Here is a 26,984-nt window from a genome sequence, read left to right as displayed (position 1 = left end):
AATATTTAAAAAACCTTGAGAACTTTGTGTTAAAATTAGCATTATGATTAATTAAGGATAAGCGGAAAATTATTGTAACAAACAAATTCACAAATTTTTATGAATAAAAACATTCTTTCGATTGCCATTGCAGCATTAGGTTTCGTTATCGGTCTCGGACTTTTAGGAAATGCCATTAAAAACAGAAACAAATCTGAAAATACGATTTCTGTTACGGGTTTGGGAACCAAACAATTTACTTCTGATCTTATTACGTGGTCGGGAAGTTTTTCTAAGAATAATTTTGACCTGAAATCGGCTTATGATGATCTGGCTTCAGATCGAAAAACCATCAACGATTATTTATTATCAAAAGGCGTAAAGCAAAATGAGATCGTTTTTTCTTCTGTGGACATCCAGAAACAGTTCAAAAATTATACAGATAATAACGGGAATAACGTTCAGAATGAATTTACCGGATACAACCTTACGCAGACTGTATCGATTGAAAGTAAAGAAGTTGCGAAAATCGAAAATCTTTCGAGAAATATTACGGAAATCATCAACAGAGGAATAGAATTTACATCGTCTTCGCCAAATTATTTTTATACCAAATTAGCTACGGTGAAACAGGAAATGATTGCTTCTGCCACAAAAGATGCTAAAGAACGCGCGGAAAAAATTGCTGAAAATTCAGGAAGCAGTCTGGGAAATCTGAAAAAAGCAACGATGGGCGTTATCCAGATCACGGCTCCGAATTCAAATGAAGATTATTCTTATGGCGGAACCTTCAATACCGCTTCAAAAGATAAGGAAGCAAGTATTACCATAAAGCTGGAATATCAGGTAAATTAGTTTTTTACTGAAAAAAAATCCGAAGCATTTGAAACTTCGGATTTTATATTTTAATGATAAACAATATCGTATATTTCGTCTTTTACTTCCTTTAGATTTTCAGGTTGATAATTAGCAAGAAGCCATAAATTCAAAGGATTTTTTCCTTCGCCGTAACTTGGCTGAACGTACATTTCATCAATCAGGCTGAACCCGTTTTTCTGATAAAAAGAATAGCGTCTTTTCGTATCTTCGGTTAAATGCCCGTGTTCTATCTCCAGAACAATTCTGGGATAATTTCCAAAAAGATAGTTGGTAATATGTGATCCCAGTTTCTGGCTTCTGAATTCTTCAAACACTTCAAAATGTTCCACAAAAGCAAAATTGCTGAGTTCCCAGATGATGAGGTAGCCTACATTTTTAGCTTCGTGAAGTACAGAAATTATCTTTACTTTAGGATGCTGAAATAGGGGAGACAATTTGTTCCAGTCTCTTCTTTCGTCTTCGGGAAACGTTTTACAGTATGCCTCAAAAATCTCCTTAACCCTGTAATCTTCCGTAGAAGTGATCTGTAAAAATTCCATATCTATAAATCAAAAACATTAGGCCTTCTGGTGATAAAAATATCTTTTACCCAAAGTGTGAATGCCAGTCCCAGATAAATTAAAAAGAAAAATCCTGCCGTTGCAAAAGTAGAGTAGATGAAAAATACTCTCAGTTTAGAAACAGGAATTCCGAGTTTTGCGCCCGTTCTTGTAAGAACGCCAAACCATTCTCTTTCCATTTTATGGCGGATATTGTCAAGCATTTGAAGATTCTTTTAAAATTTTAAATCCAATACCGCAATTTAAGCAATTTTTTTCTTCACAGGAATTTTTAAAATGATAAATCAGGCTTTGTGATTCCAGTGCGGTTTTACACTTCAAGCCCAGCTTTTTCCAATCCGTAATAACTGAATTTTTTTCGGAGGGAAGGTTTTTGTAAAAAAACAGAATTTCGTCTGCAATTTCTTCGTTATGATATTGATGATAGGTGTATTTTAAAGGTAAAATGGTGTTTAAAATAATCAATTCGATAAAATCGCGCGATACAACTTTGGGTTGATTGACTGATGATATTTTTCCGAAATTATAACGATTATTCCAGTATTCCGAAGCTTTTACATTCTTAAAAATTTCGAAAAGCTCCCCTGTATTTTTAGCATGAATGATTTTTGAAAATAAATTCTGATGTATGAAGTAAAGATTCGCCAACTGCGACAAACGGAGCGTAGGAAAATTGGGTGGTCGTAATCTCAGAAATTTAGGATGAAATTTAAGATTGGAATTGTTGAATTTAGCCTTGATAAAATCAAATTCCCGCTTCCAGATTTTCATTGTTTCATCCTCCGGATTTTCCAGCCAGCCGGAAACACCGAAAAATAAAGCTTCCAGTTGAATTTCATTTTGCCGGATTTTATTAATGATGGTAAAATCTATGCTTTCCGCAATTTGCCTGAAAATAAATGCATTCACCTTTAATCCGAAAGAATAAGCTAAAGAATGAAACAAAACGGCTTCAAAATTATTTTTAAACTGAGCTAAGTTCATCTCAAATTCTAAAGATTTCTCAGCCAGCTTTTTCAAAACATTTTCTTCATGAAAATGAACCGGAATTTTACCGCTATCAAAAATATTTTCACAGGGAATAAACTGTGTTCCGCCGATCAGTTTTTCATATTTCCACAGGATATTTTCGTCGATATGATCTTTTAATTCTATGGTAGGAATGTTTCTGTTTTTCAGTTCCTCAACCTCGCAATCGTTCTGAAAAACGACATGAAGAATTATATTCTGATAGTTTGGATCGTGTGAATGGTTGTGAAAGATCCAGTCGGAAGATTTTACATGAAGTTCGATGTTTCCTGCAAAAGTAATCTCATTGATCTTTACCTTCGCCGCCAGAAAATCAGGACCGGAATCTGTATTCCATTTCCCGAAGTCTAAAATTTCAACAGGATTGCCTTCAAGATCTTTGAAGTCGAAATGTTTGAACACTTTATAGTTCCAGAGATATTGTAGTAGTTTTTCGGTCATGGGTGTTTAATGCAAATATAGAATAAAAATGATTTAAAAATATTAAATATTTGAAAATCAATTAAATAAGAAAATTATTTTATGAATAATTCAAAATTCATAAATCCTTTCAAAGAAAATAATTATTTGCATGAAAAATATTAATCTTCCAAAACTCGATGTATAAAAAAGCTGCATCCTTTTGAATACAGCCGTAGTGTTTTATGGTATAAACCTGTTAGGTTTTGGTAAATAAAAACTTTTTAAATATAATGCTATGCTTTGGTAAGCTCGCTTTTGAAATTTTCGATGGTGGTTCTGTACATTTCTTCGTAGATCGGAAGAATATTTTTAAGGTCGAATTTTATCGCCTGTTCTTTGGCATTGACTTTCATCTGCGCCAGAAGTTCGTCGTTGCTTAGTAACTTAATGGTGTAGTTGCTCATCGCCTCCACATTTCCGATCTCGGCAAGAAAGCCTGTTTCTCCCTGAATATTTACTTCCGGAATTCCTCCCGCATTAGAGCTGATGACCGGAGTATTCGCTGCCATTGCTTCCAGTGCGGCAAGACCGAAACTTTCCTGTTCAGAAGGCAGTAAGAATACATCCGAAAGCTGAAGAATTCTGTAAAGATCATTTACTTTACCCAAAAGACGGATTTTTGAAATCAGATCCGGATTTTCTTCTAAGAACTGGTTGATTTTTTCCATATCCGGACCTTCTCCGATGATGATAAGCTTGGATTTTACCTTTTTCTGAACGTTCTTGAAAATCTGCAATACTTCTTCCACACGTTTTACAGGACGCAGGTTGGATACGTGGATCAGGATTTTTTCGTCCGGATTGGCAAACTGTGTTCTCTGGCATTCGTTGCATTCTTCAAATTCAGAATTATCGATAAAATTCGTAATCACCTGAATTTCTTTTTTAATCTTAAAGAACTGGAGCGTATCTCTTTTCAGACTTTCCGACACCGAAGTGATTGCATCCGACTGGTTGATGGAAAATTCCACGGCGTGTTTGTAACTTGGATGCTGTCCTACCAATGTAATGTCTGTTCCGTGAAGCGTCGTAACCAACGGAATATCGTTATTGTCTTCCTTCAGCATCTGTTTGGCTGTAAACGCAGCATAAGCGTAAGGAATCGCGTAGTGTGCATGAAGCAGATCCAGTTTGTAGAGATTCACTACACGGTAAATCATCGAGCTCAGCGCAATATCATAAGGCTGATATTGGAAAAGTGGATAAGTCTGAACATTTACCCTGTGAAAGAAAATATTCGGATTGGTAATATCTAATCTCGCAGGAAGTGCGTTGCTGATGAAGTGAACTTCATAGCCTTTGTTGGCAAGCGACATTCCGAGTTCTGTTGCTACAATTCCGCTTCCTCCGTAGGTGGGATAGCAAAGTATGCCTATTTTCATTTATTTTTTTTGTTTTGATGTTGTAAATTTTAGAATTTACACCTTTTATTTTACAATTGCTGGAATGAGATCCATTCCCATTCCTGCCTTCAAAGTATCATTTACCAGAACAGGAAGTCTGCCTTGGATTTTTGTTTTTCCGTTGAATGCATCGGCTGTTGCGTTCATGGAGTCTTCATTGTTTTCATATGAAACCAGAACGGTAGAAACTTTAGAAATATCAATATCTTTCAATGCGTAAGCGCTTCCGAAAACATTAAGAATCACATTTTGGTTTTTCGTAAGGTCGGATAACACTTTCTTTGAAGTGTCTGAAATTTTATAAGGTTTGTAAGCCGTGGAATTATCTTTATGGAAACCGACAATCACTGTGGAATTTGCCGGGATCGTAGCAATTTCATCAGCTTTTTTAATCGTAATATTTGAACCTAATCGATTGACAAATGTCTGATAAGGAGCTTCTTCCAACGGAACGTAATAGGTTTGTTTTCCGTTTAACGGAAGCAGTTTTTTTTCATCCTTCAGTAAAGTGATCGCATTTGAATAGAGATTCTGAACTAAAGTTTTGTGAGAGTCATTATTTAAATCTGAATTGATGTTTTCGGGATTTTTAGGAGTATATTTTTCAAGTCCTAAAAAGTATTTGGTTAAAAGGATCTTTTTCACACTTTCTTCCACTCTGGACTGTGAAATTTCGCCGCTTTCAATAGCTTTCTGAATTAATTTTTTTCCTTCTGCAACACCCTGTGAAAACAACATAATATCGTTACCTGCTTTAAAAGCCATTGCATCCAGTTCTCCGGGTTTGTATCTGTTCGCAACAGCGCCCATATTAAGAGCATCGGTAATAATTAACCCTTTATATCCAAGCTTATTTTTCAACAGTCCGGTAATGATGTTTTTTGAAACGGAAGCAGGAATTCCTTTGGTGGTTTCCAATGCAGGAACATATAAATGAGCCACCATAACACCGCCGATTCCCTGATTGATAAGAGCTTTGTAAGGTGCTAATTCAACAGCGTTGAGACGGTCTAAATTGTGAGCAATTAAAGGAAGATCAGCATGAGAATCTGTACTTGTATCTCCATGTCCCGGAAAATGCTTAATCGCTGCTAAAATATTGTTATTCTGAAGTCCGTTTGCGTAAGCTGATGCAGAATTCACCACATTACTTACTTCCGAACCGAAGCTTCTGTTTCCGATAATCGGGTTGTTGGGATTGGTGTTAACATCCACAACCGGCGCAAAATCCCAGTTGATGCCCATTCTGTGACAATCTTCAGCAATTTTAGCCGACATTTTTTCAATTAAACTTTTATCCTGAATAGCTCCCAAAGTCATTGCCCACGGAAATTTGTGCGCCGCAGCGATTCTCTGGTACAATCCCCATTCTGCATCCATCCCGATCATTAAAGGGACTTTTGATTTTTGCTGAAATTCATTTACCAAAGTGATTTCTCTTGCCGCATCGTCCTGCATCAGAATTAATCCTCCGATCTTATCATTGGCAACAATATTTCTTACTTTTTCAATTTCACTTTCTCCTCTATTGGTGTAAAGTGCCACAATGAAAAGCTGTCCGAGTTTTTCGTCCTGAGAAAGGTTCTTATAGGTTTTGTCAACCCATTGGTTTGCCTTTTTCAGATCGTCTTTGGAAATGTTTTTAGGCTGATATTGAGCTGATATTTTTGAGCTTGAGAATATGAAAATGAAAAGTGAACTGTAAATAAGCTTCTTCATAATTTTTTGAATAAGAACAAAAATACAATTAAAAAAATGATGAAAACAAAGTTTTTGAAATTTTTGGTATATGATTTGAATACGCTTTATAAATAATAAACAACTAAACTTTTATAAAATGAAAAAATTTCTTCCAATCTTAATAATGGCTTTTGTAAGTTTATTTATATTTAGCTGTGATAATAATGATAATACTGTTGGTGATGGTGATACATATCCAAAGATGAGAGATGTTTCCGGAAGTTTTACAAGTTCAAACGGATATTCTTTTACTGTTCCTATTAATATAGAAAGTACAGATGTGGTTTTAGTATACAGAAGAGACCCGGCTGCAAGTAATGCTTGGCAATTAATTCCCAAAACCTATTATCTTTCAGGAGGTAGAGAATTAGATTATAATGCACTTTTCAGTTCTCAGAATCTTGAAATTTATACAGAAGCGAACTTTGACCAAGCAACAATGACATCTTCTGAGATGAGTACTTACCTGAATAGCCAGACGTTCAGAGTTGTTTTAGTTCCGGCTAGTCCTGCTAAAAATTCATCCACTGTAGATACAAGTGATTACAATGCGGTAATTAAATATTACAACTTAGATGAATCTAAAGTAATCACAGTTAAAGCAAATTAAGAATATATCTTTTCAGTTTTTTATAATTACAAAAAAGCTCCGGAATTTCTTTCGGAGCTTTTGCTTTTTTATTTATCGCTGTCATCGAGTAAATGACCAAAATAATCTTTCTTTGTCTGTAAATATCCTTTACTTATCTCATTAGCCGGTATCTGCAACGGGACTCTTGAGTTGAGGTGGATATTGCTTTCGGTAACGTATTTTACTTTTTCAGGATTGTTGGTAAGAAGATTAATATCTTTTACCTCCAATAAATTTAGGATTTCAATAGCAACTCCAAAGTTTCTGTCATCCGCCGGAAGTCTAAGTTTTAAATTGGCTTCTACGGTATCAAAACCTTTTTCCTGTAAAGAGTATGCCTTTAATTTATTGATGATCCCGATGTTTCTTCCTTCCTGACGAAGGTAAATGATAATTCCTCCATTTTCATGGATGTATTTCATCGCAGCATCTAATTGCTGTCCGCATTCACATTTTTTGGAATGGAAAACTTCTCCGGTAATACATTCTGAGTGAAAACGCACGTTTACAGGTTTGGAAAAATCTGTATTTTCTGCAACGATCGCCATGTGAGGCATCCAGTCGTTTTCGTTTTCAGAGAGCGCGATCATTCGGAACGTGCCGTATTCCGTAGGAACGTTGGATTCCGCCTGAATTTTAATCATTAATTCCTAATTGGTTTTTTAATTTCTTTTTACAGAATCTTCTATCGCAGAAATGTTGGTTTTTAATCTTACCAGATATCTGTTGAGAACTTCATTGTCGTCTCCTTTAAGATTCTGTCTTAGCTTTTGAATTTTTTTATAGGATTTTTCAAAGTCTTTTATTGCTCTGTTTTTCCCTTGAAGATTTCCTGCATCTATAGCATAAAGATAATTTTGCAGGCTGTACTTTAAAGTAGTGATTTCTGTATTTAAAGCATTGTTTTTAAACTGTGGAAAAGTAGCAATAAGATTGGATATTTCTGAAGCATTTACATTGTCACCAACATTAACTTCGATGTTATTTTTGGCTCCTTTATCAGAATCTGAACCTTTGGTTTCGCTATAAAAACTATTGGACAACGGAGAAAAATTGGGTTTTTCCGTTGCGCAGGAAGATATTATAATTAGTAGTACTCCAAAAAAAATTATTCGTTTCATTTTTGCTGCCCCTTTTGATAAAGGATTGGGTTAAGACTTTCATCATTGTACATTTTCATTTGTTTGTACACTTTCATCTTAACATCTCCGTTCTCGATATCAGTAAGCAACTGATTTATAGAAGTGGAAAGATCTTCATGCTGGGTAAGAAGAACATCCAGTTTGGCTTTACAAGCTGCTCTGTGCTCTTCTGAAGCAGATTCTCTATAGGCTTCCTGCGACATATGATAAACCTTTAATGCCAGAATTGATAACCTGTCTACCGCCCATGCGATTGTTTCGGTATTAATTTTTGCATCAGGTTTAGGAGTAATATTTTCAAACTTTTTCAGAAACCAGCTGTCGATGAATTCTACCAGATCAGTTCTTTTCTGATTGGAAGCATCAATAGTTCTTTTCAGTTGAAGAGCTTCAGTGGGATCTATATTTTCATCTCTAATTATATCTTCCAAATGCCATTGAACGGTGTCAATCCAGTTTTTAGCATACAAAATCCGTTCCAAAGTATCCTTTTCGAACGGGTTATTAATTAGAGTGTTAACGTCATCAGACACGTGATAGTCTTCAATAGCCTGATTGAAGACTTTCCATGCAGTCTCAGTAAAATTCATTGAGTGTGAAGAATTGTTTAGTTGCTCGAAGGGTTGTTGTTTGTTGTCTTATTTTCAGAACCCGGTTTGTCCTCTTCTTTTACAGCATCTTTAAATTCTTTGATACCCGAACCTACACCTCTCATTAGTTCAGGAATTTTTTTACCTCCGAAAAGTAAAAGCAGAATGATCGCTACGATCAAAATGTGTTGCCAAGATAATGACAGTATTGTTAATGTATTCATTTCTAAAATTTTTACAAAGTTAGTCTTTTTTTAATAAGAAACCCAACCTAATGGATCCACCGGAGTACTTCCGTTCCATACCTGAAAATCAAGGGTATAAGTTCCGTCAAAATCCTGTCCTACTACTCCGACCGGTGTTCCTGCAGAAACCTGCTGTCCTTTGGAAACACTTACGCCGGAAAGATTGGAATAGATAGTAAAATAATTTCCGTGTCTCAGCATAACGGTTTTTGTTCCGTCGCTGTTTGCCAATACTGAAGATACAGTTCCCGGAAATACAGATTTTGCTCTGGTTCCGGAAGGTACGGAGATTTTTATCCCGTTATTTTCTTCATCAATATTTTTAAATACAGGATGAGGATGTCTCCCGAAACGGTGCGTAATCTGCCCGATTCTGTCTGCAGGATATCCTAATCTTCCTTTATTGTCTGCAAAATTACTTCCCGCAACAGTAGTAACGCCATAATTGGTCATTGCTTTGCTTTCTGCAGCTTTTTTGTCATCCTCTTTTTTCTTTGCTAAAGCAGCTTCTGCGGCTCTTGCGGCAGTTAGTTTATCAGATGCTTCTTTCGCTTTTGCTGCTGCTTCGTCTGATGCTTTCTTCGCGGCTACTTTTCTAGCCTCATCTCTTGCTGTTGCTTCGGAACGAGCTGCTTCTTCATTACGTTTTCTCTCTTCTTCCGCTCTTTTATCGGCTAATTCTCTGGCTTTTCGTGCTTCCACTTCGGCTGCCAGTCTTTCTTTCTCCAAAGCTTCTGCTCTTGCTTTAGCTTCTGCCTCAATTCTTGCTTTCTCTCTTTCAGCCGCTATTTTTGCCAGACGTATTTTTTCTGCTTCTGCTTTTTTTCTTGCTTCCTCTTCTGCTTTGGCTATGCGGATTTCTTCTGCAATAATGCTTCTGATCTGTCCTTCCAAAGCTTTAGACTGAGTCTGCTTTTGTCTTAGTTCAGCAGTAAGTTTAGATTCATTTTTCTTAAATTCTGCAACAAGCTGCTCCTTTTGAGCTCTTTCTGCATTTATCGTTGTTAAATCTTTTTGCTGACTAACCAATAAATTGGCTTTTTCTTTTACAGAGTTTTGTCTTCTGGCAATCGTCTGCTTTATTTTTTCTGCAGCATTGGTAATTTCAGCCGCTTTTTTATCCTGATAATCTGAATATTGCTTTAAATACTGAACTCTTCTTATCGCTTCTCCTAAATTTTTAGCCGAAAGGATAAACGTTACTTTGTTCTGTACTCCTTTATTTTTGTAGGCATTTACCAAAACCTTGGCATAATTGTCTCTTAAAACTTTAAGATCTTTATTCTGACGGTTAATTTCTAACTGACGCAGATAAATATCGTCCTCAATAAATCTTTTTTCCTTTTGGGTATTGGTATAAACTTTTTCTCTTAAAGCCAGTTTTTTATTAACATTATCAAGATAAGCAACAGAAAGTTTAGATTCTGTTCTTGTCTTTGCAAGATCTGTATTTATTTGTGCAATTTGTTTTTTAAGTTCAGCATTTTGCTTTTGCAGCTGCTCTTTTTTCTGATTCTGCCCTTGGTGGAATCCGAACAGTAAAATACCTATTAAAAAGCTAAATTTTTTAATCATTGAATCTCAATTTTCTTATAACTAGATGGAACAGAATAAGGTGTTTCCATCCTCGAAAAATCAAATTTCGTATTTTCTATTAAAATCTGGCTGTTTTTACTTCCTTTTATAATTATTTTAACATTTTTTGGCAACTTTACATTATTTGGTTGAAGCTCCCAATCACTATATACGATTTGCATGGCATCGTTGGATTTAGCATCTCTCAAATTTACTGTTGTAAGATCAAAATCATCCGAATATTGCATCATGATTTTATAATCCCTTTCAATATTTTCGGTAGAAATTTTGATGTTGGAAATAGATTCCACAAGATAACCGTCATTATTCTTTACAATTTTTGCATTTCTGTCGCTTAAAGTGAAAAACGTTCTTCCTTCCAAAAGTTTTTCGAGATTTTTATAATCAATAAAATTAACGTTCAGAAGATTATTCAGGTAATCAAAATCCGAATCGATATAGTTTTTGTTGTATTTATCCATCGCCTTGATTCCTTCCGGAGTAATTAAAGCTCTTGCTGCATTAAAAAACAGAAAGTCTATTCTGGACCATATTTTTTTATCGGTTTCAATATAAATAACTGCATCCAGCGGACTCACTTTTATGTTGTCTGCCGTTATTTTGCTGGTAATTTTAAGATATTCAAACTGCGGATGAAGATAAATTTTCTGATAAAAATCCATTCTGTCTCCAACATGATTTTCTTTTTTGTCAGGATCCTTCATATCATTCACAACGAGACTGTCAACATTCTGAGTTTGCTGCATGGCTGTTTTTCTGGATTTACAGTTGAAAAGAAATACAGTTAAAATAAGTAATGGAATCCACTTTTTCATGCCGGAAAATTTGATAAGTTGTTGCAATATTAACGCCAAACCACACAAAACATTTTGTGTGGCTTGAAGATAATTTATTTATGTTAATATTTTATATTTTCGAAAAATTATTTAGACAAAAAATCCAGAACGGAATAATCTCCCAGAGAAATTTCTCTTGCAACGCCAAAATATTGTGCGGAATTACCAATCATTGAATTGGATAGGTTTCCATGATTGATTCTTGTATTTTCCTGAATCAGAGAGTTTTCTATATTTGAATTAACGATGATGGTATTGTTCCCTAAAGAAACTCCGGGACCCACTTTTGAGTTTGAAATTTTCACGTTTTCCCCGATAAAACAAGGCTGAATAATCAAAGAATTTTCGATCTGCGCAGAAGCGGGAAAATGAGACATTGCATCTCTTTCGTATTCAAGAATTTTGCTGTTGGTTTCTACGGTTGCGTTTTTGTTTCCGCAATCCATCCAGTCATTTACTTTTCCAAGCGTGAATTTTGCTCCTTTTGTTCTCAGGTTTTCCAGTGCTGTAGTCAGTTGATATTCACCTCCGTTTTTAATATCATTGTCCATGATATAATTAATTTCATCCATCAGTTTTTCGGCACTGTTGAAATAATAAATACCGATAATCGCAAGATCCGAAACGAAAGTCTGAGGTTTTTCCACAAAATCTGTAATGAAACCGTAGTTATCTAATTTAACTACTCCGAAAGCAGAAGGATCTTCTACACTTTTTACCCAGATTACTCCATCTGAATTTTTATCTAAAACAAAATCTGCACGGAATAAAGTATCTGCGAAAGCAATCACTACATCTCCTGTCATGGACTGTTCTGCACATTTAATGGCATGAGCCGTTCCAAGCGGATCATTCTGATAGTAAATACTTCCTTTTGCTCCCAGTTTTTCGGCAATCTGAATAAGAGATTTTTCAATCTCCGGACCAAAATCTCCAATGATAAAAGCTACTTCTTCAATAGTTTCCCCCGCAACTTTAGCAATATCTTCCACCAATCTTTGTACGATCGGTTTTCCCGCGATCGGAATAAGAGGTTTTGGTACAGTCAGTGTATGTGGACGTAATCTGGAACCGCGTCCAGCCATAGGAACAATAATTTTCATAAATTATATAAATATGTTTTTTTGTTAGTTCTAATTTTTTATAAATATAGCAATAAAACCTTTGAGTGTGATAGTATTGCCAAGAGTTTTCAAGTTTTGTCTGGTGCAACGCAGAATCCGGTATAAGCAAAGTCAGAGCCAGATTTATCGTTTGATTTTTGATAAAAGCATCTCTTTTTCGGAGTAAATGAGGATACCTGCAAAAGTTATAAATAAGGCATTACTCATTAAAATATCATAATTAAAATATTTAACAATGATAAAGCTGAAAGCTCCCAATAATATCAGAAAGAATGACATTTTTTTCATTCTGTAAGGGATAGGATAATATTTTTGACCAAGTAAATAAGAGACGATCATCATAATAGCATAAGCCCCGAAAGTTGCCCAAGCAGAGCCCAACATACTGTGATAATACTTTAATGCCAAAAGATTCAGGGCAATATTTATTCCGGCTCCGAACCATGAAATAAAGGTTCCTACACTGGTTTTGTCCGTTACTTTATACCATGTCGAAAAATTATAATAAATTCCAAAGCAAAGGTTTGCTACAACAATAATCGGGATGATATCTATTGCAATCCAATAAGACTGATTGGGGATAAATACACTTTTCAGCCAGGAAATGTTGGCAATAATTCCCAAAGCAACCACACAGGCAAAAAATGCAAAATATTCGGCTACTTTAGCATATGTTTTTTTAGCGTCTCCTTTATCCATTTGTTTAAAAAAGAAAGGCTCGATTCCCATTCTGTAAGCGGTTACAAATAATGTCATTAATACAGCTAATTTGTAGCATCCTCCATAAGCTCCTGCCTCTTCATCTGAAATAAGACCTCTTTGAACAGATTTATCAAAATTTTCATTCACCATGAAAGCAAGACCAGCCAACATCAACGGAAACGAGTATTTAACCATTCTGCTAAATAAAGAAGTCACAAACTGAAATCTTACCTTTAATATAATAGGAAACAGCAATAAAAATCCTAAGGCACTTCCTGCTAAATTACTAAAGAAGGGGAAGTCTACGTTTTGATCCAATCCAAAGCTTTTAGATACATTTTCGGGGATCCAGAAGAATAGTGCTGCTGTAAAAATTGCCTGAAACACAGATTGTACAATTCTTACTGCAGAGTATTTTATCGGTTTATTATGAAAACGAAGCCATGCAAAAGGAATTACCAGAAGATTGTCAAAAAAAGCAATCATTGCAAACCATCTTATGTATTCCGGATTGTTGTGATAACCCGCATAATCTGCAATCGGCTGATTGAATAAATAACATAAAGCCAAAAAAAGACTGGAGGTTGAAAACAAAAACCAAAATGAGGTATTAAATGTTTTCTTCTCATTATCCTCTTCAGCAGAAAATCGAAAATAAGCAGTTTCAAAGCCAAAAGAAAGGATAATGTTCACAAAAGAAATCCATGCATAAAGCTGTGTGAAAATTGCAAAACCTTCGTTGGGAATTTTATAAATCAAAAGTGGATTTAGGATGAATAAAATAATTCTTGGCGCTATAGCTCCAATTCCATAGATAATTGTCTGTCCTAATAATTTCTTATACAACGTGTGAAATTTTATGCAAATGTAAATATTTAGAAATTGATTTTTTATCAGCCGCATTAAAATTCATTCATAAACCTTAATTTTGAAGAACTTTGTCAAAGTTTTAAACTTTGACAAAGTTGGAAGCATGGCTCCATCTCTAATTTGTAAAAAAAGTAAAAATGAAGACTTTAATCAAAAATGTAAAAATCGTTAACGAAGGAAAGATCGTTGAAGGTGATATTTTAATTGAAAATGATTTAATTTCCAAAATAGATTCTCAAATTTCCGAGCAAGCAGATCAGGTTATTGATGGTGGCGGAAAATATCTTTTACCGGGTGTTATCGACGATCAGGTTCATTTCCGTGAACCGGGTTTAACGCACAAAGGAGATATTGAAACAGAATCAAGATCGGCAATTGCAGGAGGAACAACCAGTTTTATCGAACAGCCCAATACTGTTCCGAATGCGGTAACACAGGAGTTATTGGCTGATAAATATGAAATTGCCTCTCAGAAATCTTACGCTAATTACGGTTTCATGATGGGCGGAACCAACGATAATCTGGAGGAAGTTTTAAAAACGAATCCCAGAAATGTTCCCGGAATTAAATTGTTTCTAGGTTCCTCTACCGGAAATATGTTGGTTGATAATCCTGAAACTTTAGAAAAAATCTTCAGCAATACAAAAATGCTCATTGCGGTTCACTGCGAAGATGAAGCAACGATCAAAGCAAATACGCAAAAATATCTTGATGAATACGGGGAAGATATTCCGGTGAAATTCCATCATTTGATAAGAAGTGAAGAAGCCTGTTATAAATCTTCATCCAAAGCCATTGAATTAGCGAAAAAAACAGGAGCAAGGCTTCACGTTTTTCATTTGTCAACGGCAATAGAAACAGAACTTTTCAGAAACGATATTCCTTTAAAAGATAAAAAAATTACCGCAGAAGTTTGTGTTCATCATTTAACATTTACCAATGAAGATTATGAAACCAGAGGCGGATTGATCAAATGGAATCCTGCCGTAAAAACACAAAAAGACAAAGACGGACTTTGGGAAGCATTACTGGACGACAGAATTGACGTGATTGCAACGGATCATGCGCCTCATACATGGGAAGAAAAACAGAATGTGTATACAAAATGTCCTTCAGGAGCACCTTTGGTGCAGCATTCTTTGGTCGTAATGTTGGAAAATTATAAAAACGGAAAAATTTCTTTAGAAAGAATCGTTGAGAAAATGGCTCATAATCCTGCCATTTTATTCAGAATTGAAAAAAGAGGTTTCATCAAAGAAGGCTATAAAGCGGATCTTGTTTTAGTGGATTTAAACGAAAACTGGACGGTGGAAAAAGACAATATTCTTTACAAATGCGGCTGGAGTCCGTTGGAAGGAATGAATTTCCATTCTAAAGTTACCCATACTTTTGTCAATGGAAATCTGGTGTACGAAAACGGAAAAATTAATGAACAAAAATTCGGGGAGCGTTTGCTTTTTGAAGTTCAGGAATAAGATCGACATAACTGATATCAATAAGAGCGGGCTTTAGTCCGCTTTTTCATTATTAATAACTCGAATTGGCTTTAGCCGAAACTTATCCCAAAGTTCGGATAAAGTCAATTTTTTATTTGGAATATTTAGATCAAATTCAGGCTAATTAAGAGTGGAGACAAAAAAATCATTTCTCAGAAAAGCGAAAACCAATCCCATGAAGATTCTCAATGGAAATATTTTCTTCATCGGAAAAAACTTTTCGCAGTCTTGAAATAAAAACATCAAGGCTTCTTCCCATAAAATAATCATCATCGCCCCAAACCGCCTTCAGAATATCCTGTCTTTTGAGAACGGTATTTTTATTACGGATAAAAAATAACAACAGTTCAGATTCTCTCTGAGTAAGTGTTACTTTATTGTCAGAATTGTGTAAGGTGTAATTGTTCGGATCAAAATCATAGTTTCCGACTCTGTATTTTTGTGGCGAAGATTCTTTTTTCTTAGATCTTCTCAGGAAGACTTCAATTTTAAGGATAAGCTCTTCAATGCTGAAAGGTTTTACCAGATAATCATCCGCTCCGATTTTCAGTCCTTTGATGCGGTCTTCCTTCAATGCTTTGGCAGAAATAAAAATAATAGGAATTTCAGCATCTTTTTCTCTGATATTTTGTGCGACCTCAAAACCGTTCATTTCCGGCATCATGATATCCAGAAGACAGATGTCGAAACTTCCTCTGTTAAAAGCATCCAAAGCCGATTTTCCGTCAGAATAGCAGGAAATATCGTAATGATTTTCCAGACTGTCCTGAATGAGGAACGCAATGGTTTTGTCGTCTTCGGCGTAGAGAATTTTAGATTTTTCCATGATTACACATATTCTTTACAATGGCAAAAACAGGGTAGTGGTAATTCCTTGATGGCTGTTGTTTTCAACAGAAATTTTCCAGTTATGCTGCTGAACCACTTTTTTTACATAAAAAAGTCCCAGTCCGAAACCGTTTACCGCATCGCTTTTTGAAGTGTTTACCCTGTAAAATTTATCAAAAATATGAGGAAGGTTTTTCGCAGGAATCCCGATTCCGTTGTCTTTGAACTTTAAATATAAACCTTTTGTATCATTTATCGAAGAAATAATAATATGTGGTTGGGTTTCACAGTATTTTATGGAATTGTCCAGAATATTGTAAATGATATTACTGAAATGAAATTCGTCGGCTATAACGGAAATATTATCATCAATAGATAATTCAATCGAAATGTATTCATTCTTCTGTTTCACGGTTTCTGCAATTTCCTGAATGAAAGGCTTTAAAATAATTCTTTGCGGTTTCAGAGACAATCCTGAAGCATCATTTTTGGCAATATTCAGTATTTTTTCAATATGACTATTCAGTTTGTGGCTCTGATCCGTTATGATGGAAGTATACGTTTGTAATTTAGGATTTTCCTTGATCTGTTCCTGCTTGGTTAAAGCTTCCGAAGCCAGCAAAATTGATGAAAGAGGAGTTTTGAATTCATGCGTCATATTATTGATGAAATCCCTTTGCAGTTCCGAGAATTTTTTCTGCTGAATAATCGTATAAATGGAATATACATACACCAGAAGAATGATGATCAGGGCAAAAGTAAGAACATACCAGAAACGTAAAGAACTAATGAGATACGTGATTTTATCCGGAAAACGGATGGAAAAATAATACACCAGATTTTTATGCTTCGGAAATTTAATCACTTTTTCATTCGGGCTTTCCTGATGTTTCGATACGAATTTTCCATAAATCATCTGATCGCTGTGGCAATTGTACAATGCGTAGACATAATCGGTATTGATCTGAAAACGTGTGAATTCGGTTTTCAGGTAATGTTCCAGAACTTCAGGATGAAATTCATTGTTAATGTTTACCACATAATAATCATTGGAAATGTTCTGAACCGGACTTTCGGTAAAGGACGTTTTTCCGCCGGAAAGTTTTTCAACCACTTCCAGCAAAGCAATATTTACGGTCTGGTTGAATTTCTTGTCTTCAAGATTATAAGCCTGTCGTGTCCATAAAAGCTGTGCTATCAGAATTCCGATAATAGCAACAAAACCAAGCGTTATAATAATATTGAGTTTCTTTATTTCCATTTACAGGAACAATAATATCCAAAAATATCTATTAATTTCTGATCGTTAACAACTTATTAACAAATGTTTGAGACCGCTTAACAGGATTAATACAAATATTCATCTTACATTTGTGAAAACAAAAATAAATCGGTTTTTTTTAATTATTAAAATTTATACTCATGAAAAATTTAAAAATTTCAGCATTATTAGCTGTTTTGGCATTTTCACCGTTTTTTGCAAATACACTTCCGACTGACAATAATCCGGTTGTAAGAATTCTTGCAGATGTTACATGGAAATCAGAATCTATTGATGTTGGAAATATTCCTCAGGGAAAACCAAAAACCATCAGATTCGAATTTACAAATACATCAAAGAAGCCTATCATTATCGAAAACGTAGCACCTTCTTGCGGATGTACAACAGCGGATTATACAAAAACGCCTATTCTTCCTGGTAAAAAAGGATTTGTAGAAGCAAGCTACAACGCTGCAGCAGCGGGTCCTTTCATGAAAACGGTAAATGTTACCACAAGCGACAGCAAAACTCCAAAGACTCTTTCTTTTAAAGGTACAGTTGTTGCTTCTTAATCTGAATAAATTTAATCTTGTTCAATATAAAAACAGCCCGACAGAAATTGTCGGGCTGTTTTTGATTTAAAATCTGTTTAAACTTTTTATTTAGCCGCAAAAGATCAAGCTTTTTTTATTTAAAGTTTGCAAACAAAAAAGTAAAAAGAATACAATGGTCTTTTAAATAAAAATTTAATGATGTCCTTAATTTGTTAATTGAAAAACCCTTTGAGTTCTTAGCTGAGTGAAACGCCTTTGCGAACTTAAAAACAGTTGTTATATAAAATATCTTAGCGATCCTTTGCGTTAAAAAGCAGTACGTTTAATAAAAGATAATCAAAAAATTAACGGTGCGAAACAATAATTTTTCTGCTGATTTCTTCAGAATCTGTATTGATTTTCAACAAATAATTTCCTTCAGGAATTCCCGAAACATTAATTTCAATACGGTTGGATATTGGTTTTTCCGAAGAGCTGTGAATTACCCTTCCGCTCATATCCATTAACTGATACTTTATACTTCCGGATATTCTGCTTTCAAATTCAACATACACAAACTGGCTTGCCGGAATCGGATAAATCTTAATTCCTTTGTCGGAAACCACATTCGATGTTCCCAAAGTTGAGCATACTGCATTCGCTTTTTGAGAATTTTTAATCACATCCACTTTCTGATTTCCTGTAACGTAATAATCCAGTTCCGAAGTAATCATCAGACTCGTACTTGCGCCAAGCCAGTCCTGAAGAAGCGAAGCGAAAATCTGCCGGTAATCATATCTTCTTTGATTTTGGTTGTAGTAATAACTTGTCTGGTTGGTAAACACAGGATGATCTCCCAAAATTCCTGCGGCAGCAGCGTTTCCAACCACGAAAAACGGAGCAAGATCTCCATGATCAGTTCCGGTACTTCCGTTTTCGCGAACCTGTCTGCCGAATTCACTGAAAGTAACCGTCATTATTTTATCTGCAATGCCCAACTGCTGAATATCTGCCTGAAAAGCGGCAACAGAATTGGAAATATCTGCTAATAGATTCGCATGGGTTCCCAAATGCGTACTTCCGGTTTGTACCTGACTCACATGGGTATCAAATCCGCTTAGATTCACCTGGAAAATCTTGGTCTTGCTGCCTCCTTTAATCATTCTTGCCACTGTTTTCAGTTGTTTTCCCAAAGACGAATTAGGATAAGTAGTCGTGGAATTGTTTCCGGCGTTGAAAACCTGCATCACGCGGTCATAATACGCATCCATACTCGTGGCAACTCCTTTTATATAGTTGAGAAGATCATTATACTCAGAATTCATTAAATTTAAATTGCTGAAAACACTCGACTGAAATCCGGTCATGTTGTATTCGATATTTTTCTCAGTCGTATGTTCATAAAACAGACACGGATTGAGATTTCCCATCTGTATAGCAAGCGGATCAGGATTCAGTGTCGTCGGATTTCCGGCAAGTCCCGGATATAACGCGCCAAGATACCTTCCGAAAATACCGTCGAGAAGATCCGAGTTTGTAGTTCCGTCTTTCCCTGCAAACATTAAATTTTCTGATCGGAAATGCGAATAATTCGGGTTCGGATAGCCAACTCCGTTCATTAAAAGCAGTTTTCCGGAATCATATAGACTTTTAAAACCTGTCATAGAAGGATTAAGACCTACAAGTTTACCCGAAGATACCGTGCTGTCTAACGGAATATAACTTCCTGTTCCTGAACTTTCAATTTTTATATTGGGACGCAATGCGGCATAGGTACTGTATTGGCTAATCGGGATTACCGTATTCAGTCCGTCATTGGCTCCTGCTAATCTCAGAATAACCAAAGAGCGATCGTTAACCGTATCACAATTCAGTTGAAAATCCAAAAACTGATTCATAAACCTCGAAGGCATTCCGTTAAGATAAAACGGAGCTCCAACTCCCGCAAGAGATATTAATTTTAAAAAATCTTTTCTGTTCATGATCTTAAATTATTTGGAATTCAGGAGATTTAATGATGGCTTTTACCAGTCTGTCGATCGGAATCTTTACATTATTGGCATTTCCTGTATTGAGGTAGTTATTCCATTCATTCTGCCAGTTGATGGTACTTAAATTATTCAGAAAAATACCTTTGAAATAATCATAACGGGTTCCGTCCGGAACTTCCACAAACATCATCTGAAGAAATTCTGTTACCAGAGTATCTGCATTGGCGGGATTAGAAAAATATCCGCTGTCTTTTACAAAAGAGGCATTATTCAGTTTAAAGGTAAAGCCGTTGTAGGTAAGTCCGTTAATGAGATAATCAATCGTATTGTTATACCGTATTCTCAGAGATGATGTTGTGATCCAGTTTTTATCGTAATTCGGGCTGCTGTAATATCCTGCATATCCGTTTACCGACTGTGGATTAAAAACAGGCATTCCCATATTCGAAGAATAATTATTCACCACGTTCATCAGACTGTGTATTGCCGAAGGATTCGTATTGTAAAGCGGAATCTGAAGATTCAGCAGAGAAAACATATGGAGATAAAGCTCAACCGGATTTCTTACAATGTTTCCAATCGTCTGATCTCCCGTAATGCTGTCTTCCTCATCATAAAAATGTTTACTTTTAAGAAGCGTGGTGAGAGCAGGAATAATATTGTAATTGTCTGCTTTCAGAGATGCTGCCAAAGGAACAATAATATCATTTTCGATCTCGGTGGTAATTAATCTTCCCACAAAATAACGGTACATTCTTCTGCAATACGCTTTTGCCGTTTCATCCTGATTAAAAACCATGTTAATGAAATTCTGAAGTTCGGCTTTAATCGTTGCGTCTGTATTCCCTCCCGAAATTGCCTGATTTCCGAAAGCTGACGAAAACGTTTTGGTTCCCGTATCGTGCGTGTTAACTTTTACCTGACCTGTCGGAATATTCGTTACCGGATCCAGAGAATTAAGTCTTGCTGTTTTATCCAGATGTACCGATGAAGTCAGGGAGAATCCTGTTAAAACTCTTGCCGCCTGTTGTACATCTGTTTCCGTGTAATTGGTATAATTTCCCGTAGCAATCTGCGGTCCTTTTAAAATCGTAAACAATTCCAGAAATTCCCTTGCATAATTTTGATTGGGACTTGTGCTCAGATTCACATTATTATTCAGGAAAACAAGCATTCTCGGATTTTGTGTTATTCTGAAAGCCAGTTCTTTAAGACTTCCATTCGCATGAAACCTGAGAAGCTCTTTATAATCATAATTTGTCCAGAAAGAAGCATTATCATCCGTTACAAAAAGAACATGAAGAAAATAAGCAATTTTGTGCTGTGCAGAAGGATCCTTCAAAGCACTGTAAAGCCACCAGTAAAGATCGTTTCTCACGCTGTTTGTCGTACTTTGGGTATCGGTAATCGTAGGATTTGCCGCTGTCGGGACAATTGTTTCACCCACATTATTCAGCGGAGAAGGCGGAACAGGATTACTGAACGTAAATAATTCTGCAAGTGCCTGTTGCGGAGTTTTGGTCGCAAAATCCAGAACTTTAGCCTTTGTAATGTTGTAAGTGGTGCGTCTGAGAAGATGATAAGCATTCGAAAATCCCAGAACTGTGATTTTAGGAGTAAGACTTGGCATAATTATGCTTTATTTTGAACAAATGTACAATTTTAATGAACTAAATATAATTTTTTAAAGCAATTATAAAGATTAAATTTAATATATATTGAAAATGTTTCATTTTTCGTTTTGTTTGAGAGACTTCAGTATTCTGTCTGATTATTCTATATCCTGCATAGCTTTTTACTCTGCCAAAACAAATATTTATAGTAAATTTACTACGTAACGTAATCTATTAAAACTAAATTATGAATCTTTATACACAGCCGATGCTTCGTGAAGGAGCTTTAAAAGATAAAGTAGCCATTGTAACAGGAGGAGGAAGCGGTCTCGGTAAGGCAATGACCAAATATTTTCTTGAATTGGGCGCAAAAGTAGTCATCACGTCCAGAAACCTCGAAAAACTACAGGGAACTGCAAAAGAGCTGGAAGAAGAAACAGGCGGAAAAGTTCTTTGCGTAGCATGTGACGTAAGAAACTGGGATGAGGTAGAAGCCATGAAAGAAGCAACGCTAAAAGAATTCGGAAAAATTGATATCCTTCTTAACAATGCTGCCGGAAACTTCATTTCTCCTACAGAAAGACTCACACATTCTGCTTTTGATGCTGTTCTGGATATTGTGTTGAAAGGAACAAAGAACTGTACTCTTTCCGTGGGAAAACACTGGATCGATTCCAAAACTTCAGGAACGGTATTAAATATCGTAACGACTTATGCGTGGACAGGTTCTGCGTATGTGGTTCCGTCCGCTTGTGCAAAAGCAGGCGTTTTGGCAATGACGAGATCTTTGGCGGTAGAATGGGCAAAATACGGAATCCGTTTCAATGCCATTGCTCCGGGACCATTTCCTACAAAAGGAGCATGGGACAGATTGCTTCCGGGAAACCTGCAGGAAAAATTTGACATGAGAAAGAAAGTTCCTTTAAGAAGAGTAGGAGAACATCAGGAACTGGCAAATCTTGCCGCTTACTTAGTTTCAGATTATTCCGCTTATATGAATGGCGAAGTGGTAACCATCGACGGCGGAGAATGGTTGCAGGGAGCAGGTGAATTTAACATGCTTGAAGATATTCCGCAGGAAATGTGGGATGCGCTGGAAGCGATGATTAAAGCTAAAAAATCAAATTAATTTTTAGATTTTAATGTTTTCACTGTCATTCTGATCGGAACGAAGTGGAGTGAAGAATCTCTAAAAAAGAATATTTAGATTCTTCCTTCGTCAGAATGACAATGTGTATAAAAATTTATTTGGATATCTGTTATTTATCATACTTGGATTTTAACCGCGAAGAGCACTAAAGATTTCACAAGGAACACAATAGTTGTGAGCTTTGTGGATAACCTTAGTGTCGTTGTGGTAAAAAAATAATAATGATTACAATAAACAACATTTAATTATAGCATATTGCGGATAATTAGAAAAATTTAAATTGTTTTCTAATTTAAAAAGAAAAAAATCCTTTAAATAAAGCAAAAAGTAGATTCTCAATGGGGAATCTACTTTTTTTATTTGGGTGATTTTACGGTTGAAATTTAGGTGAATTACTGAGACAACTCATCACAGGCGATGATACATTTGCAGTATCAATTTTTAATAACCTAAACAACCAAACATGGAAACATTAAAGTCGGTGTTGGAAGCAAACCACACCAAGAAAACAAAAAGTGAATTAATTGATTTATTAACAGGACTGGAAAAATCTTTAAGTCCCGCAGTTTACGAAAAAGTTTCAGGAATTGAAACGTCAGAACTTTCTTCTCTTTCCAATAAAGAATTGGTAAGCATTATTGAAGACTTCAAGAAAAACTACGATGAGAAGTGGGAAAAATCTTTCGCAGCCGTTTCTTCAGAAATCATGAAAATGATGGCAGGAAGAATGGCGGCAGACGATCAGGTTTTCAAAACTTCAGGAGCTGAAAGTGCAGATTTTGCAGCAGAATTGGGAAGCATCGATTTTGCAACCATCATCGGAGGTCCGTTGGATGCGTGTGTAAAAGCACAGTCGAATGCATCAATCAGCACAGTAAATTTCATCAAAGAAGTAGGATTCGAACAGGATGGAAGTGATAGTAAGCTTCGTATGGCGGAATTCAAATACAAAAAAATGGGACCAAACCCTGATTTTGATCCGGCAGAACCCGAAAGTTCCACCAATCCTAAAGAAACAATGAACGATGTTGAAATTTCAGTTCCTTTCATTGCATTACTAAATGTTCCGAGCTTCAGAATTGAAACCTGCGAAGTGGATTTCAATGTAAAATTAAATTCTACTTACACCAAAGATGTAAGCGATGAATTCGGGATTACTGCGGGAGCTTCAGGAGGTTTCGGACCGGTGAAGTTTAAAGTGGACGTTTCTTACAAAAGAACTTCTGCAACAGGAATTAAAGTGGAAAAAGAATATTCTCTGGGCGTAAAAGTAAGAGCAACCAACGACGAAATGCCTGCAGGATTGGAAAAAGTTTTAGGATTACTCGCACAATAAAAACCCTTTACGAGAAATGATTAAATTATCAGATTACCTGGATTATCTCAACAACGAGATAATTCAGGCTCGTAAAAAAGCAGACGAAAATGCGGTAATGATCGCAAAAGAATATGCTAAACACGAGTATTTAAAGTTTTTTAAAGTTCCAAGATATTCGCTTCCGAGTGTAAAAATGGATATTCCCATCAAGATTACAGATATTGATGCAGATTCGAAGTACAATTTCAAGTACAGCGAAGATCAGCTTGTGGAAGATGTTAACCAAAAAATCCGTCTTGCCAATAAAGAGAAAAACCTCAATATGACGGAGATCAGCAAAAAACAGCTTCAGACCAAAGAATTTACCAGTCTTTTTAAAACGCTTGAAGCCGGAGATCAGAAATTTGGTAAAAAACCTTCTGCCGAATTGCTTAAAGTTGATCTCAGACAGAATGTGAAAAGTTTAAATTCAGGAATTTTCCGCGTGCAGGAAGGAAACGGCGAAGCGGAAGTGAACGAAATGAAAGAAATTTTCACCAGTGCTTTGCTGAACAGATTTAGCCTCGTGAATTCTAAAATCAACAATATTTACATCGATCCCAATACCAACTCTGCGGAAGACAAAGACAAGCTTTTCGTTAATCTTCATGTGGAAATGGAAGACGAAGGAATCAGAATCGTCTCTTTTAAAGACAAAGACGGTAAAGAAGTCGAACAGATAATTTTTGAGTAATGCAGGAACTCGTTCATCATACGATACAGAAAATTCAGGAATTGCTTGAGCATTTTAATAAAGTTCAGGAGCTTTATCTGTCGAAGTCTTTCGATTTTGATGCGCAGTTTGAGGAATTTCTCTATGAATTTTTAGATTACCTGAAAACCAAAGGAAATACTACGTACGAATCTGAAGTTTTAAAGGTTATGAACATGATTTCCACGGTAAAAAGAGGATTTAATCCTGTTCAGATGGAAAAAATAGCTTCGGGAAAACGTGAGCTGACTTGGGGATTTTCATTCAGTGCAATGGAAAGTGTCCACAAATTTTTAATGGAAATGTACACCAAAGAGCAGAAAAAACTGGATGAAGCAGAAGAAATTTTATCAGGATTAATAGTTTCTCTCTATCAAAACGGAATACTGAACGACGAAATCGTGAAAAGTCTCGCCAATGTACCAAAAATTGAAGACTTCTGGAATTCTTTAATCAAACAAAACACTCAGATTGCCGGAATTAATAAAAAACTCAGATTACAGATGATCTCGGAAGACATTTACCTGCTTCTTGAAAAAGTTCTTTTAAAATTAAACTATTCTGTAATAATTTAAAATCTTTGTGTTTCTTAATTTAAGTGAAATCGAAGATTCGACGTAGCCAAACACCTTTGTGAGCCTTAAAAGCAATTAGTTGTAAAAAAAACTTAGTGCCCTTTGTATTAAAATTAAAAGGCGAATAATAGATTTAAAAACAAAACCCATGGAAAATGAAAGATACATTGTTGTTCTCGAAGATCAGCATAAAAACTCCCTCAAAAAAATTGAAAATGAATTTGATGTAAACATTACCTCATCAGAATTTCTTTCCGCAGAAAACCGAGCCTATGATGTTATTGATGAGGATAACGGAGTTCTCTACAAAAATCTGGGTGTTCTTGTGGTTGAAAATATGGATGAAGCACAGTTGAAAAGCGCTGTGAAAAACGATTCTAACCCGATCGTTTATTTTGAAAAAGAAAGAGATTTTTTTTCGGCGGATGAACTGTCGATCATCAGTGAACTGAAAAAACAGTCCGCAGAGATTGCAGAGAAAATCACCGAGCTGGAAAAATACATTATAAATAAACCGTTACCGCAGAAACCTTTAGTGGAAATGGAATGGGGGCTCAAAGCTTTGGGTCTCGGAAATTCATTATACACAGGAAAAGGTGTTGATATCTGTATTCTGGATACAGGACTAGAACTTTCTCATCCCGATTTTTTCGGAAAAAATATTGAAGGAAAATCCTTCATTGCCGGAGAAGACTGGAGCCGCGATCCCAACGGTCACGGAACCCACTGTGCAGGAGTTGCGACAGGAAATATAAGACTGGATAACGGAAAACGGTACGGAATCGCAAAAGATGCCAATTTAAAAATTGCAAAAGTGCTTTCCGATACAGGAAAAGGAACCACAAGCAGCGTTATTGATGCCATAGACTGGGCAATTACAAAGAAATTCAGAATTCTGTCCCTTTCACTCGCTTCTCCGGTTCTGCTGAATGAAGCACCTTCCCCGCTTTTTGAAACCATAGGAGCAAGAGCTTTGGAAAACAACTGCATCATTATTGCAGCAGCAGGAAACGACAGCAACAGACCGGCTGTTCCCAAACCTGTTTCAATGCCAGCAAACTCCATGTCCGTAATGGCAGTCGGAGCGATTGACGGACAAATGAAAGTAGCTAAATTTTCCAACGCGGGCTTAAATCCTTCAACCGGAGGAAACGTCAATATCTGCGCTCCCGGAGTTGATATCATCAGTTCTTATCCCAAAAATTCCAAAAATAAAACAGGCAATTATTACGCAATGAGCGGAACAAGCATGGCAACACCCCATGTTTCAGGGCTTATTGCTTTGTACATGGAACAGTTTCCCGAAAAATCGGCAAAAGAAATCTGGGAACTTGTTGAAACGAAGGCAAAACCCATCGAAGGTTTGAAATACAGAGATATCGGAAACGGACTTATACAGATATAATGATGAAAACATACTTAGCAGTTCTCAAAAAAAATACAGATATCAGACAGCTTGAAAAAGAACTGAAAAAAAACAATGTAAAATTGTCTGCCCACTATAAAACCATAGGAGTCGTAAAACTCGAAAGCGAAAAGCCGGTTTCCGATAAAGATTTTGAGCAGTATTTTCTTTCTGTGGAAGAAGACAAAGAAATTTAACAAGATAAATGAAGACATCAGACTTTTCTGTCCGGAGAAGTCTTATTTTTGTTTACTTTGTTAAATTAAAAATAGTAA

27 protein-coding genes are annotated in these 26,984 nt (G+C 35.9%); 10 read left to right on the top strand and 17 right to left on the bottom strand.

The window, feature by feature from the left end:
* The first annotated feature begins 99 nt into the window (after positions 1 to 99).
* The gene (locus B0E34_RS06035; protein WP_087707882.1) at positions 100 to 834 is read left to right on the top strand and encodes an SIMPL domain-containing protein; all 735 of its coding nucleotides are present in this window, start codon (positions 100 to 102) and stop codon (positions 832 to 834) included.
* A gap of 50 nt (positions 835 to 884) precedes the next feature.
* On the opposite strand, the gene B0E34_RS06030 is transcribed toward B0E34_RS06035, so the two are convergent.
* The 5 genes from B0E34_RS06030 to B0E34_RS06010 form a co-directional block, all read right to left on the bottom strand.
* A complete protein-coding gene (locus B0E34_RS06030; protein ID WP_087707880.1) occupies positions 885 to 1,397 on the bottom strand; it encodes a GNAT family N-acetyltransferase in 513 nt (170 codons plus the stop codon).
* A 2-nt stretch (positions 1,398 to 1,399) separates the two neighbouring features.
* Positions 1,400 to 1,621 (bottom strand): PspC family transcriptional regulator, encoded by a 222-nt coding sequence (locus B0E34_RS06025; protein ID WP_029297636.1) that lies wholly within the window; start codon positions 1,619 to 1,621, stop codon positions 1,400 to 1,402.
* Positions 1,614 to 2,888 carry a DUF2851 family protein gene (locus B0E34_RS06020; RefSeq protein ID WP_087707879.1) on the bottom strand — a complete coding sequence of 425 codons (1,275 nt, stop codon included), beginning with the start codon at positions 2,886 to 2,888 and terminating at the stop codon, positions 1,614 to 1,616. The genes B0E34_RS06025 and B0E34_RS06020 overlap by 8 nt, the downstream gene beginning before the upstream one ends.
* A 254-nt stretch (positions 2,889 to 3,142) precedes the next feature.
* Positions 3,143 to 4,291, bottom strand: a complete 1,149-nt coding sequence (bshA, locus tag B0E34_RS06015) for an N-acetyl-alpha-D-glucosaminyl L-malate synthase BshA (protein WP_087707876.1) — start codon at positions 4,289 to 4,291, stop codon at positions 3,143 to 3,145.
* Positions 4,292 to 4,336: 45 nt separating this feature from the next.
* Complete coding sequence (locus B0E34_RS06010) at positions 4,337 to 6,031, bottom strand: glycoside hydrolase family 3 protein (RefSeq protein WP_087707875.1); 1,695 nt, start codon at positions 6,029 to 6,031, stop codon at positions 4,337 to 4,339.
* A gap of 118 nt (positions 6,032 to 6,149) precedes the next feature.
* Here B0E34_RS06010 and B0E34_RS06005 point away from each other — a divergent pair, with 118 nt between their 5' ends.
* Positions 6,150 to 6,662: a hypothetical protein gene (locus B0E34_RS06005; protein ID WP_087707873.1), complete on the top strand. Its 513-nt coding sequence runs from the start codon at positions 6,150 to 6,152 to the stop codon at positions 6,660 to 6,662.
* A gap of 68 nt (positions 6,663 to 6,730) precedes the next feature.
* Here the strand turns inward: B0E34_RS06005 and ribA are convergent, their stop codons facing one another.
* From ribA to B0E34_RS05965, 8 genes are all read right to left on the bottom strand, one after another.
* On the bottom strand, positions 6,731 to 7,327 hold the full coding sequence (gene ribA / locus B0E34_RS06000; RefSeq protein ID WP_087707872.1) for a GTP cyclohydrolase II: 597 nt from the start codon (positions 7,325 to 7,327) through the stop codon (positions 6,731 to 6,733).
* 18 nt (positions 7,328 to 7,345) lie between these two features.
* Entirely contained in the window at positions 7,346 to 7,804 is a 459-nt protein-coding gene (locus B0E34_RS05995; protein WP_087707870.1) for a hypothetical protein, read from the bottom strand.
* Positions 7,801 to 8,415: a DUF4254 domain-containing protein gene (locus B0E34_RS05990; RefSeq protein ID WP_087707868.1), complete on the bottom strand. Its 615-nt coding sequence runs from the start codon at positions 8,413 to 8,415 to the stop codon at positions 7,801 to 7,803. Before B0E34_RS05990 ends, B0E34_RS05995 begins: the two co-directional genes overlap by 4 nt.
* 17 nt (positions 8,416 to 8,432) lie before the next feature.
* Positions 8,433 to 8,639, bottom strand: coding sequence for a twin-arginine translocase TatA/TatE family subunit (locus B0E34_RS05985; protein ID WP_029297620.1), 207 nt, complete (start codon positions 8,637 to 8,639; stop codon positions 8,433 to 8,435).
* Positions 8,640 to 8,669: 30 nt separating this feature from the next.
* Positions 8,670 to 10,235: a peptidoglycan DD-metalloendopeptidase family protein gene (locus B0E34_RS05980; RefSeq protein WP_087707866.1), complete on the bottom strand. Its 1,566-nt coding sequence runs from the start codon at positions 10,233 to 10,235 to the stop codon at positions 8,670 to 8,672.
* Positions 10,232 to 11,071 carry a lipoprotein insertase outer membrane protein LolB1 gene (lolB1, locus tag B0E34_RS05975; protein ID WP_087707864.1) on the bottom strand — a complete coding sequence of 280 codons (840 nt, stop codon included), beginning with the start codon at positions 11,069 to 11,071 and terminating at the stop codon, positions 10,232 to 10,234. Before lolB1 ends, B0E34_RS05980 begins: the two co-directional genes overlap by 4 nt.
* A 107-nt stretch (positions 11,072 to 11,178) precedes the next feature.
* Positions 11,179 to 12,195 carry a sugar phosphate nucleotidyltransferase gene (locus B0E34_RS05970; RefSeq protein WP_076395095.1) on the bottom strand — a complete coding sequence of 339 codons (1,017 nt, stop codon included), beginning with the start codon at positions 12,193 to 12,195 and terminating at the stop codon, positions 11,179 to 11,181.
* Between the two features lie 144 nt (positions 12,196 to 12,339).
* The gene (locus B0E34_RS05965) at positions 12,340 to 13,764 is read right to left on the bottom strand and encodes an oligosaccharide flippase family protein (protein ID WP_087707862.1); all 1,425 of its coding nucleotides are present in this window, start codon (positions 13,762 to 13,764) and stop codon (positions 12,340 to 12,342) included.
* A 161-nt stretch (positions 13,765 to 13,925) separates the two neighbouring features.
* On the opposite strand from B0E34_RS05965, the gene B0E34_RS05960 reads away from it, so the two are divergent.
* Positions 13,926 to 15,263, top strand: coding sequence for a dihydroorotase (locus B0E34_RS05960; RefSeq protein ID WP_087707860.1), 1,338 nt, complete (start codon positions 13,926 to 13,928; stop codon positions 15,261 to 15,263).
* Positions 15,264 to 15,429: 166 nt separating this feature from the next.
* Here B0E34_RS05960 and B0E34_RS05955 read toward each other — a convergent pair whose 3' ends face one another.
* Positions 15,430 to 16,110, bottom strand: coding sequence for a response regulator transcription factor (locus B0E34_RS05955; protein ID WP_087707859.1), 681 nt, complete (start codon positions 16,108 to 16,110; stop codon positions 15,430 to 15,432).
* Positions 16,111 to 16,125: 15 nt separating this feature from the next.
* Positions 16,126 to 17,373, bottom strand: coding sequence for a sensor histidine kinase (locus B0E34_RS05950; protein WP_087707857.1), 1,248 nt, complete (start codon positions 17,371 to 17,373; stop codon positions 16,126 to 16,128).
* A gap of 161 nt (positions 17,374 to 17,534) precedes the next feature.
* Here B0E34_RS05950 and B0E34_RS05945 point away from each other — a divergent pair, with 161 nt between their 5' ends.
* Positions 17,535 to 17,945: a DUF1573 domain-containing protein gene (locus B0E34_RS05945; RefSeq protein ID WP_076395107.1), complete on the top strand. Its 411-nt coding sequence runs from the start codon at positions 17,535 to 17,537 to the stop codon at positions 17,943 to 17,945.
* A gap of 326 nt (positions 17,946 to 18,271) precedes the next feature.
* Here the strand turns inward: B0E34_RS05945 and B0E34_RS05940 are convergent, their stop codons facing one another.
* Positions 18,272 to 19,888 carry a DUF1501 domain-containing protein gene (locus B0E34_RS05940; RefSeq protein ID WP_087707856.1) on the bottom strand — a complete coding sequence of 539 codons (1,617 nt, stop codon included), beginning with the start codon at positions 19,886 to 19,888 and terminating at the stop codon, positions 18,272 to 18,274.
* Between the two features lie 4 nt (positions 19,889 to 19,892).
* On the bottom strand, positions 19,893 to 21,527 hold the full coding sequence (locus B0E34_RS05935; RefSeq protein WP_087707854.1) for a DUF1800 family protein: 1,635 nt from the start codon (positions 21,525 to 21,527) through the stop codon (positions 19,893 to 19,895).
* Between the two features lie 230 nt (positions 21,528 to 21,757).
* Between B0E34_RS05935 and B0E34_RS05930 the strand changes: the two genes are divergently transcribed.
* From B0E34_RS05930 to B0E34_RS05905, 6 genes are all read left to right on the top strand, one after another.
* Positions 21,758 to 22,639, top strand: a complete 882-nt coding sequence (locus B0E34_RS05930; protein ID WP_087707852.1) for an SDR family oxidoreductase — start codon at positions 21,758 to 21,760, stop codon at positions 22,637 to 22,639.
* 484 nt (positions 22,640 to 23,123) lie between these two features.
* Positions 23,124 to 23,996 (top strand): DUF2589 domain-containing protein, encoded by an 873-nt coding sequence (locus B0E34_RS05925; RefSeq protein ID WP_228408263.1) that lies wholly within the window; start codon positions 23,124 to 23,126, stop codon positions 23,994 to 23,996.
* A 16-nt stretch (positions 23,997 to 24,012) separates the two neighbouring features.
* Positions 24,013 to 24,711 (top strand): hypothetical protein, encoded by a 699-nt coding sequence (locus B0E34_RS05920; protein ID WP_087707850.1) that lies wholly within the window; start codon positions 24,013 to 24,015, stop codon positions 24,709 to 24,711.
* Positions 24,711 to 25,304: a hypothetical protein gene (locus B0E34_RS05915; RefSeq protein ID WP_087707848.1), complete on the top strand. Its 594-nt coding sequence runs from the start codon at positions 24,711 to 24,713 to the stop codon at positions 25,302 to 25,304. Before B0E34_RS05920 ends, B0E34_RS05915 begins: the two co-directional genes overlap by 1 nt.
* Positions 25,305 to 25,452: 148 nt before the next feature.
* Entirely contained in the window at positions 25,453 to 26,709 is a 1,257-nt protein-coding gene (locus B0E34_RS05910) for a S8 family peptidase (RefSeq protein WP_087707846.1), read from the top strand.
* Between the two features lie 2 nt (positions 26,710 to 26,711).
* Positions 26,712 to 26,906, top strand: a complete 195-nt coding sequence (locus B0E34_RS05905) for a hypothetical protein (protein WP_123956560.1) — start codon at positions 26,712 to 26,714, stop codon at positions 26,904 to 26,906.
* Positions 26,907 to 26,984 lie beyond the last annotated feature (78 nt).

The organism is Chryseobacterium mucoviscidosis, assembly GCF_002177115.1.
Lineage (GTDB): Bacteria > Bacteroidota > Bacteroidia > Flavobacteriales > Weeksellaceae > Chryseobacterium > Chryseobacterium mucoviscidosis.
The sequence above is the reverse complement of the archived record's forward strand: the minus strand, read 5'-3'. Positions and strand labels throughout refer to the sequence as shown.

Coding starts and splice junctions, on each gene's coding strand:
- B0E34_RS05910 (WP_087707846.1), top strand. CDS start 25,453: ATGGAAAATGAAAGATACATTGTTGTTCTCGAAGATCAGCATAAAAAC.
- B0E34_RS05960 (WP_087707860.1), top strand. CDS start 13,926: ATGAAGACTTTAATCAAAAATGTAAAAATCGTTAACGAAGGAAAGATC.
- B0E34_RS05905 (WP_123956560.1), top strand. CDS start 26,712: ATGAAAACATACTTAGCAGTTCTCAAAAAAAATACAGATATCAGACAG.
- B0E34_RS05935 (WP_087707854.1), bottom strand. CDS start 21,527: ATGCCAAGTCTTACTCCTAAAATCACAGTTCTGGGATTTTCGAATGCT.
- B0E34_RS05945 (WP_076395107.1), top strand. CDS start 17,535: ATGAAAAATTTAAAAATTTCAGCATTATTAGCTGTTTTGGCATTTTCA.
- B0E34_RS05925 (WP_228408263.1), top strand. CDS start 23,124: ATGGAAACATTAAAGTCGGTGTTGGAAGCAAACCACACCAAGAAAACA.
- B0E34_RS06005 (WP_087707873.1), top strand. CDS start 6,150: ATGAAAAAATTTCTTCCAATCTTAATAATGGCTTTTGTAAGTTTATTT.
- B0E34_RS06020 (WP_087707879.1), bottom strand. CDS start 2,888: ATGACCGAAAAACTACTACAATATCTCTGGAACTATAAAGTGTTCAAA.
- B0E34_RS05920 (WP_087707850.1), top strand. CDS start 24,013: ATGATTAAATTATCAGATTACCTGGATTATCTCAACAACGAGATAATT.
- lolB1 (WP_087707864.1), bottom strand. CDS start 11,071: ATGAAAAAGTGGATTCCATTACTTATTTTAACTGTATTTCTTTTCAAC.
- B0E34_RS05985 (WP_029297620.1), bottom strand. CDS start 8,639: ATGAATACATTAACAATACTGTCATTATCTTGGCAACACATTTTGATC.
- B0E34_RS05990 (WP_087707868.1), bottom strand. CDS start 8,415: ATGAATTTTACTGAGACTGCATGGAAAGTCTTCAATCAGGCTATTGAA.
- B0E34_RS05970 (WP_076395095.1), bottom strand. CDS start 12,195: ATGAAAATTATTGTTCCTATGGCTGGACGCGGTTCCAGATTACGTCCA.
- B0E34_RS06030 (WP_087707880.1), bottom strand. CDS start 1,397: ATGGAATTTTTACAGATCACTTCTACGGAAGATTACAGGGTTAAGGAG.
- B0E34_RS05980 (WP_087707866.1), bottom strand. CDS start 10,235: ATGATTAAAAAATTTAGCTTTTTAATAGGTATTTTACTGTTCGGATTC.
- B0E34_RS06025 (WP_029297636.1), bottom strand. CDS start 1,621: ATGCTTGACAATATCCGCCATAAAATGGAAAGAGAATGGTTTGGCGTT.
- B0E34_RS05995 (WP_087707870.1), bottom strand. CDS start 7,804: ATGAAACGAATAATTTTTTTTGGAGTACTACTAATTATAATATCTTCC.
- B0E34_RS05955 (WP_087707859.1), bottom strand. CDS start 16,110: ATGGAAAAATCTAAAATTCTCTACGCCGAAGACGACAAAACCATTGCG.
- B0E34_RS06035 (WP_087707882.1), top strand. CDS start 100: ATGAATAAAAACATTCTTTCGATTGCCATTGCAGCATTAGGTTTCGTT.
- B0E34_RS05930 (WP_087707852.1), top strand. CDS start 21,758: ATGAATCTTTATACACAGCCGATGCTTCGTGAAGGAGCTTTAAAAGAT.
- bshA (WP_087707876.1), bottom strand. CDS start 4,291: ATGAAAATAGGCATACTTTGCTATCCCACCTACGGAGGAAGCGGAATT.
- B0E34_RS05915 (WP_087707848.1), top strand. CDS start 24,711: ATGCAGGAACTCGTTCATCATACGATACAGAAAATTCAGGAATTGCTT.
- B0E34_RS06010 (WP_087707875.1), bottom strand. CDS start 6,031: ATGAAGAAGCTTATTTACAGTTCACTTTTCATTTTCATATTCTCAAGC.
- ribA (WP_087707872.1), bottom strand. CDS start 7,327: ATGATTAAAATTCAGGCGGAATCCAACGTTCCTACGGAATACGGCACG.
- B0E34_RS05940 (WP_087707856.1), bottom strand. CDS start 19,888: ATGAACAGAAAAGATTTTTTAAAATTAATATCTCTTGCGGGAGTTGGA.
- B0E34_RS05950 (WP_087707857.1), bottom strand. CDS start 17,373: ATGGAAATAAAGAAACTCAATATTATTATAACGCTTGGTTTTGTTGCT.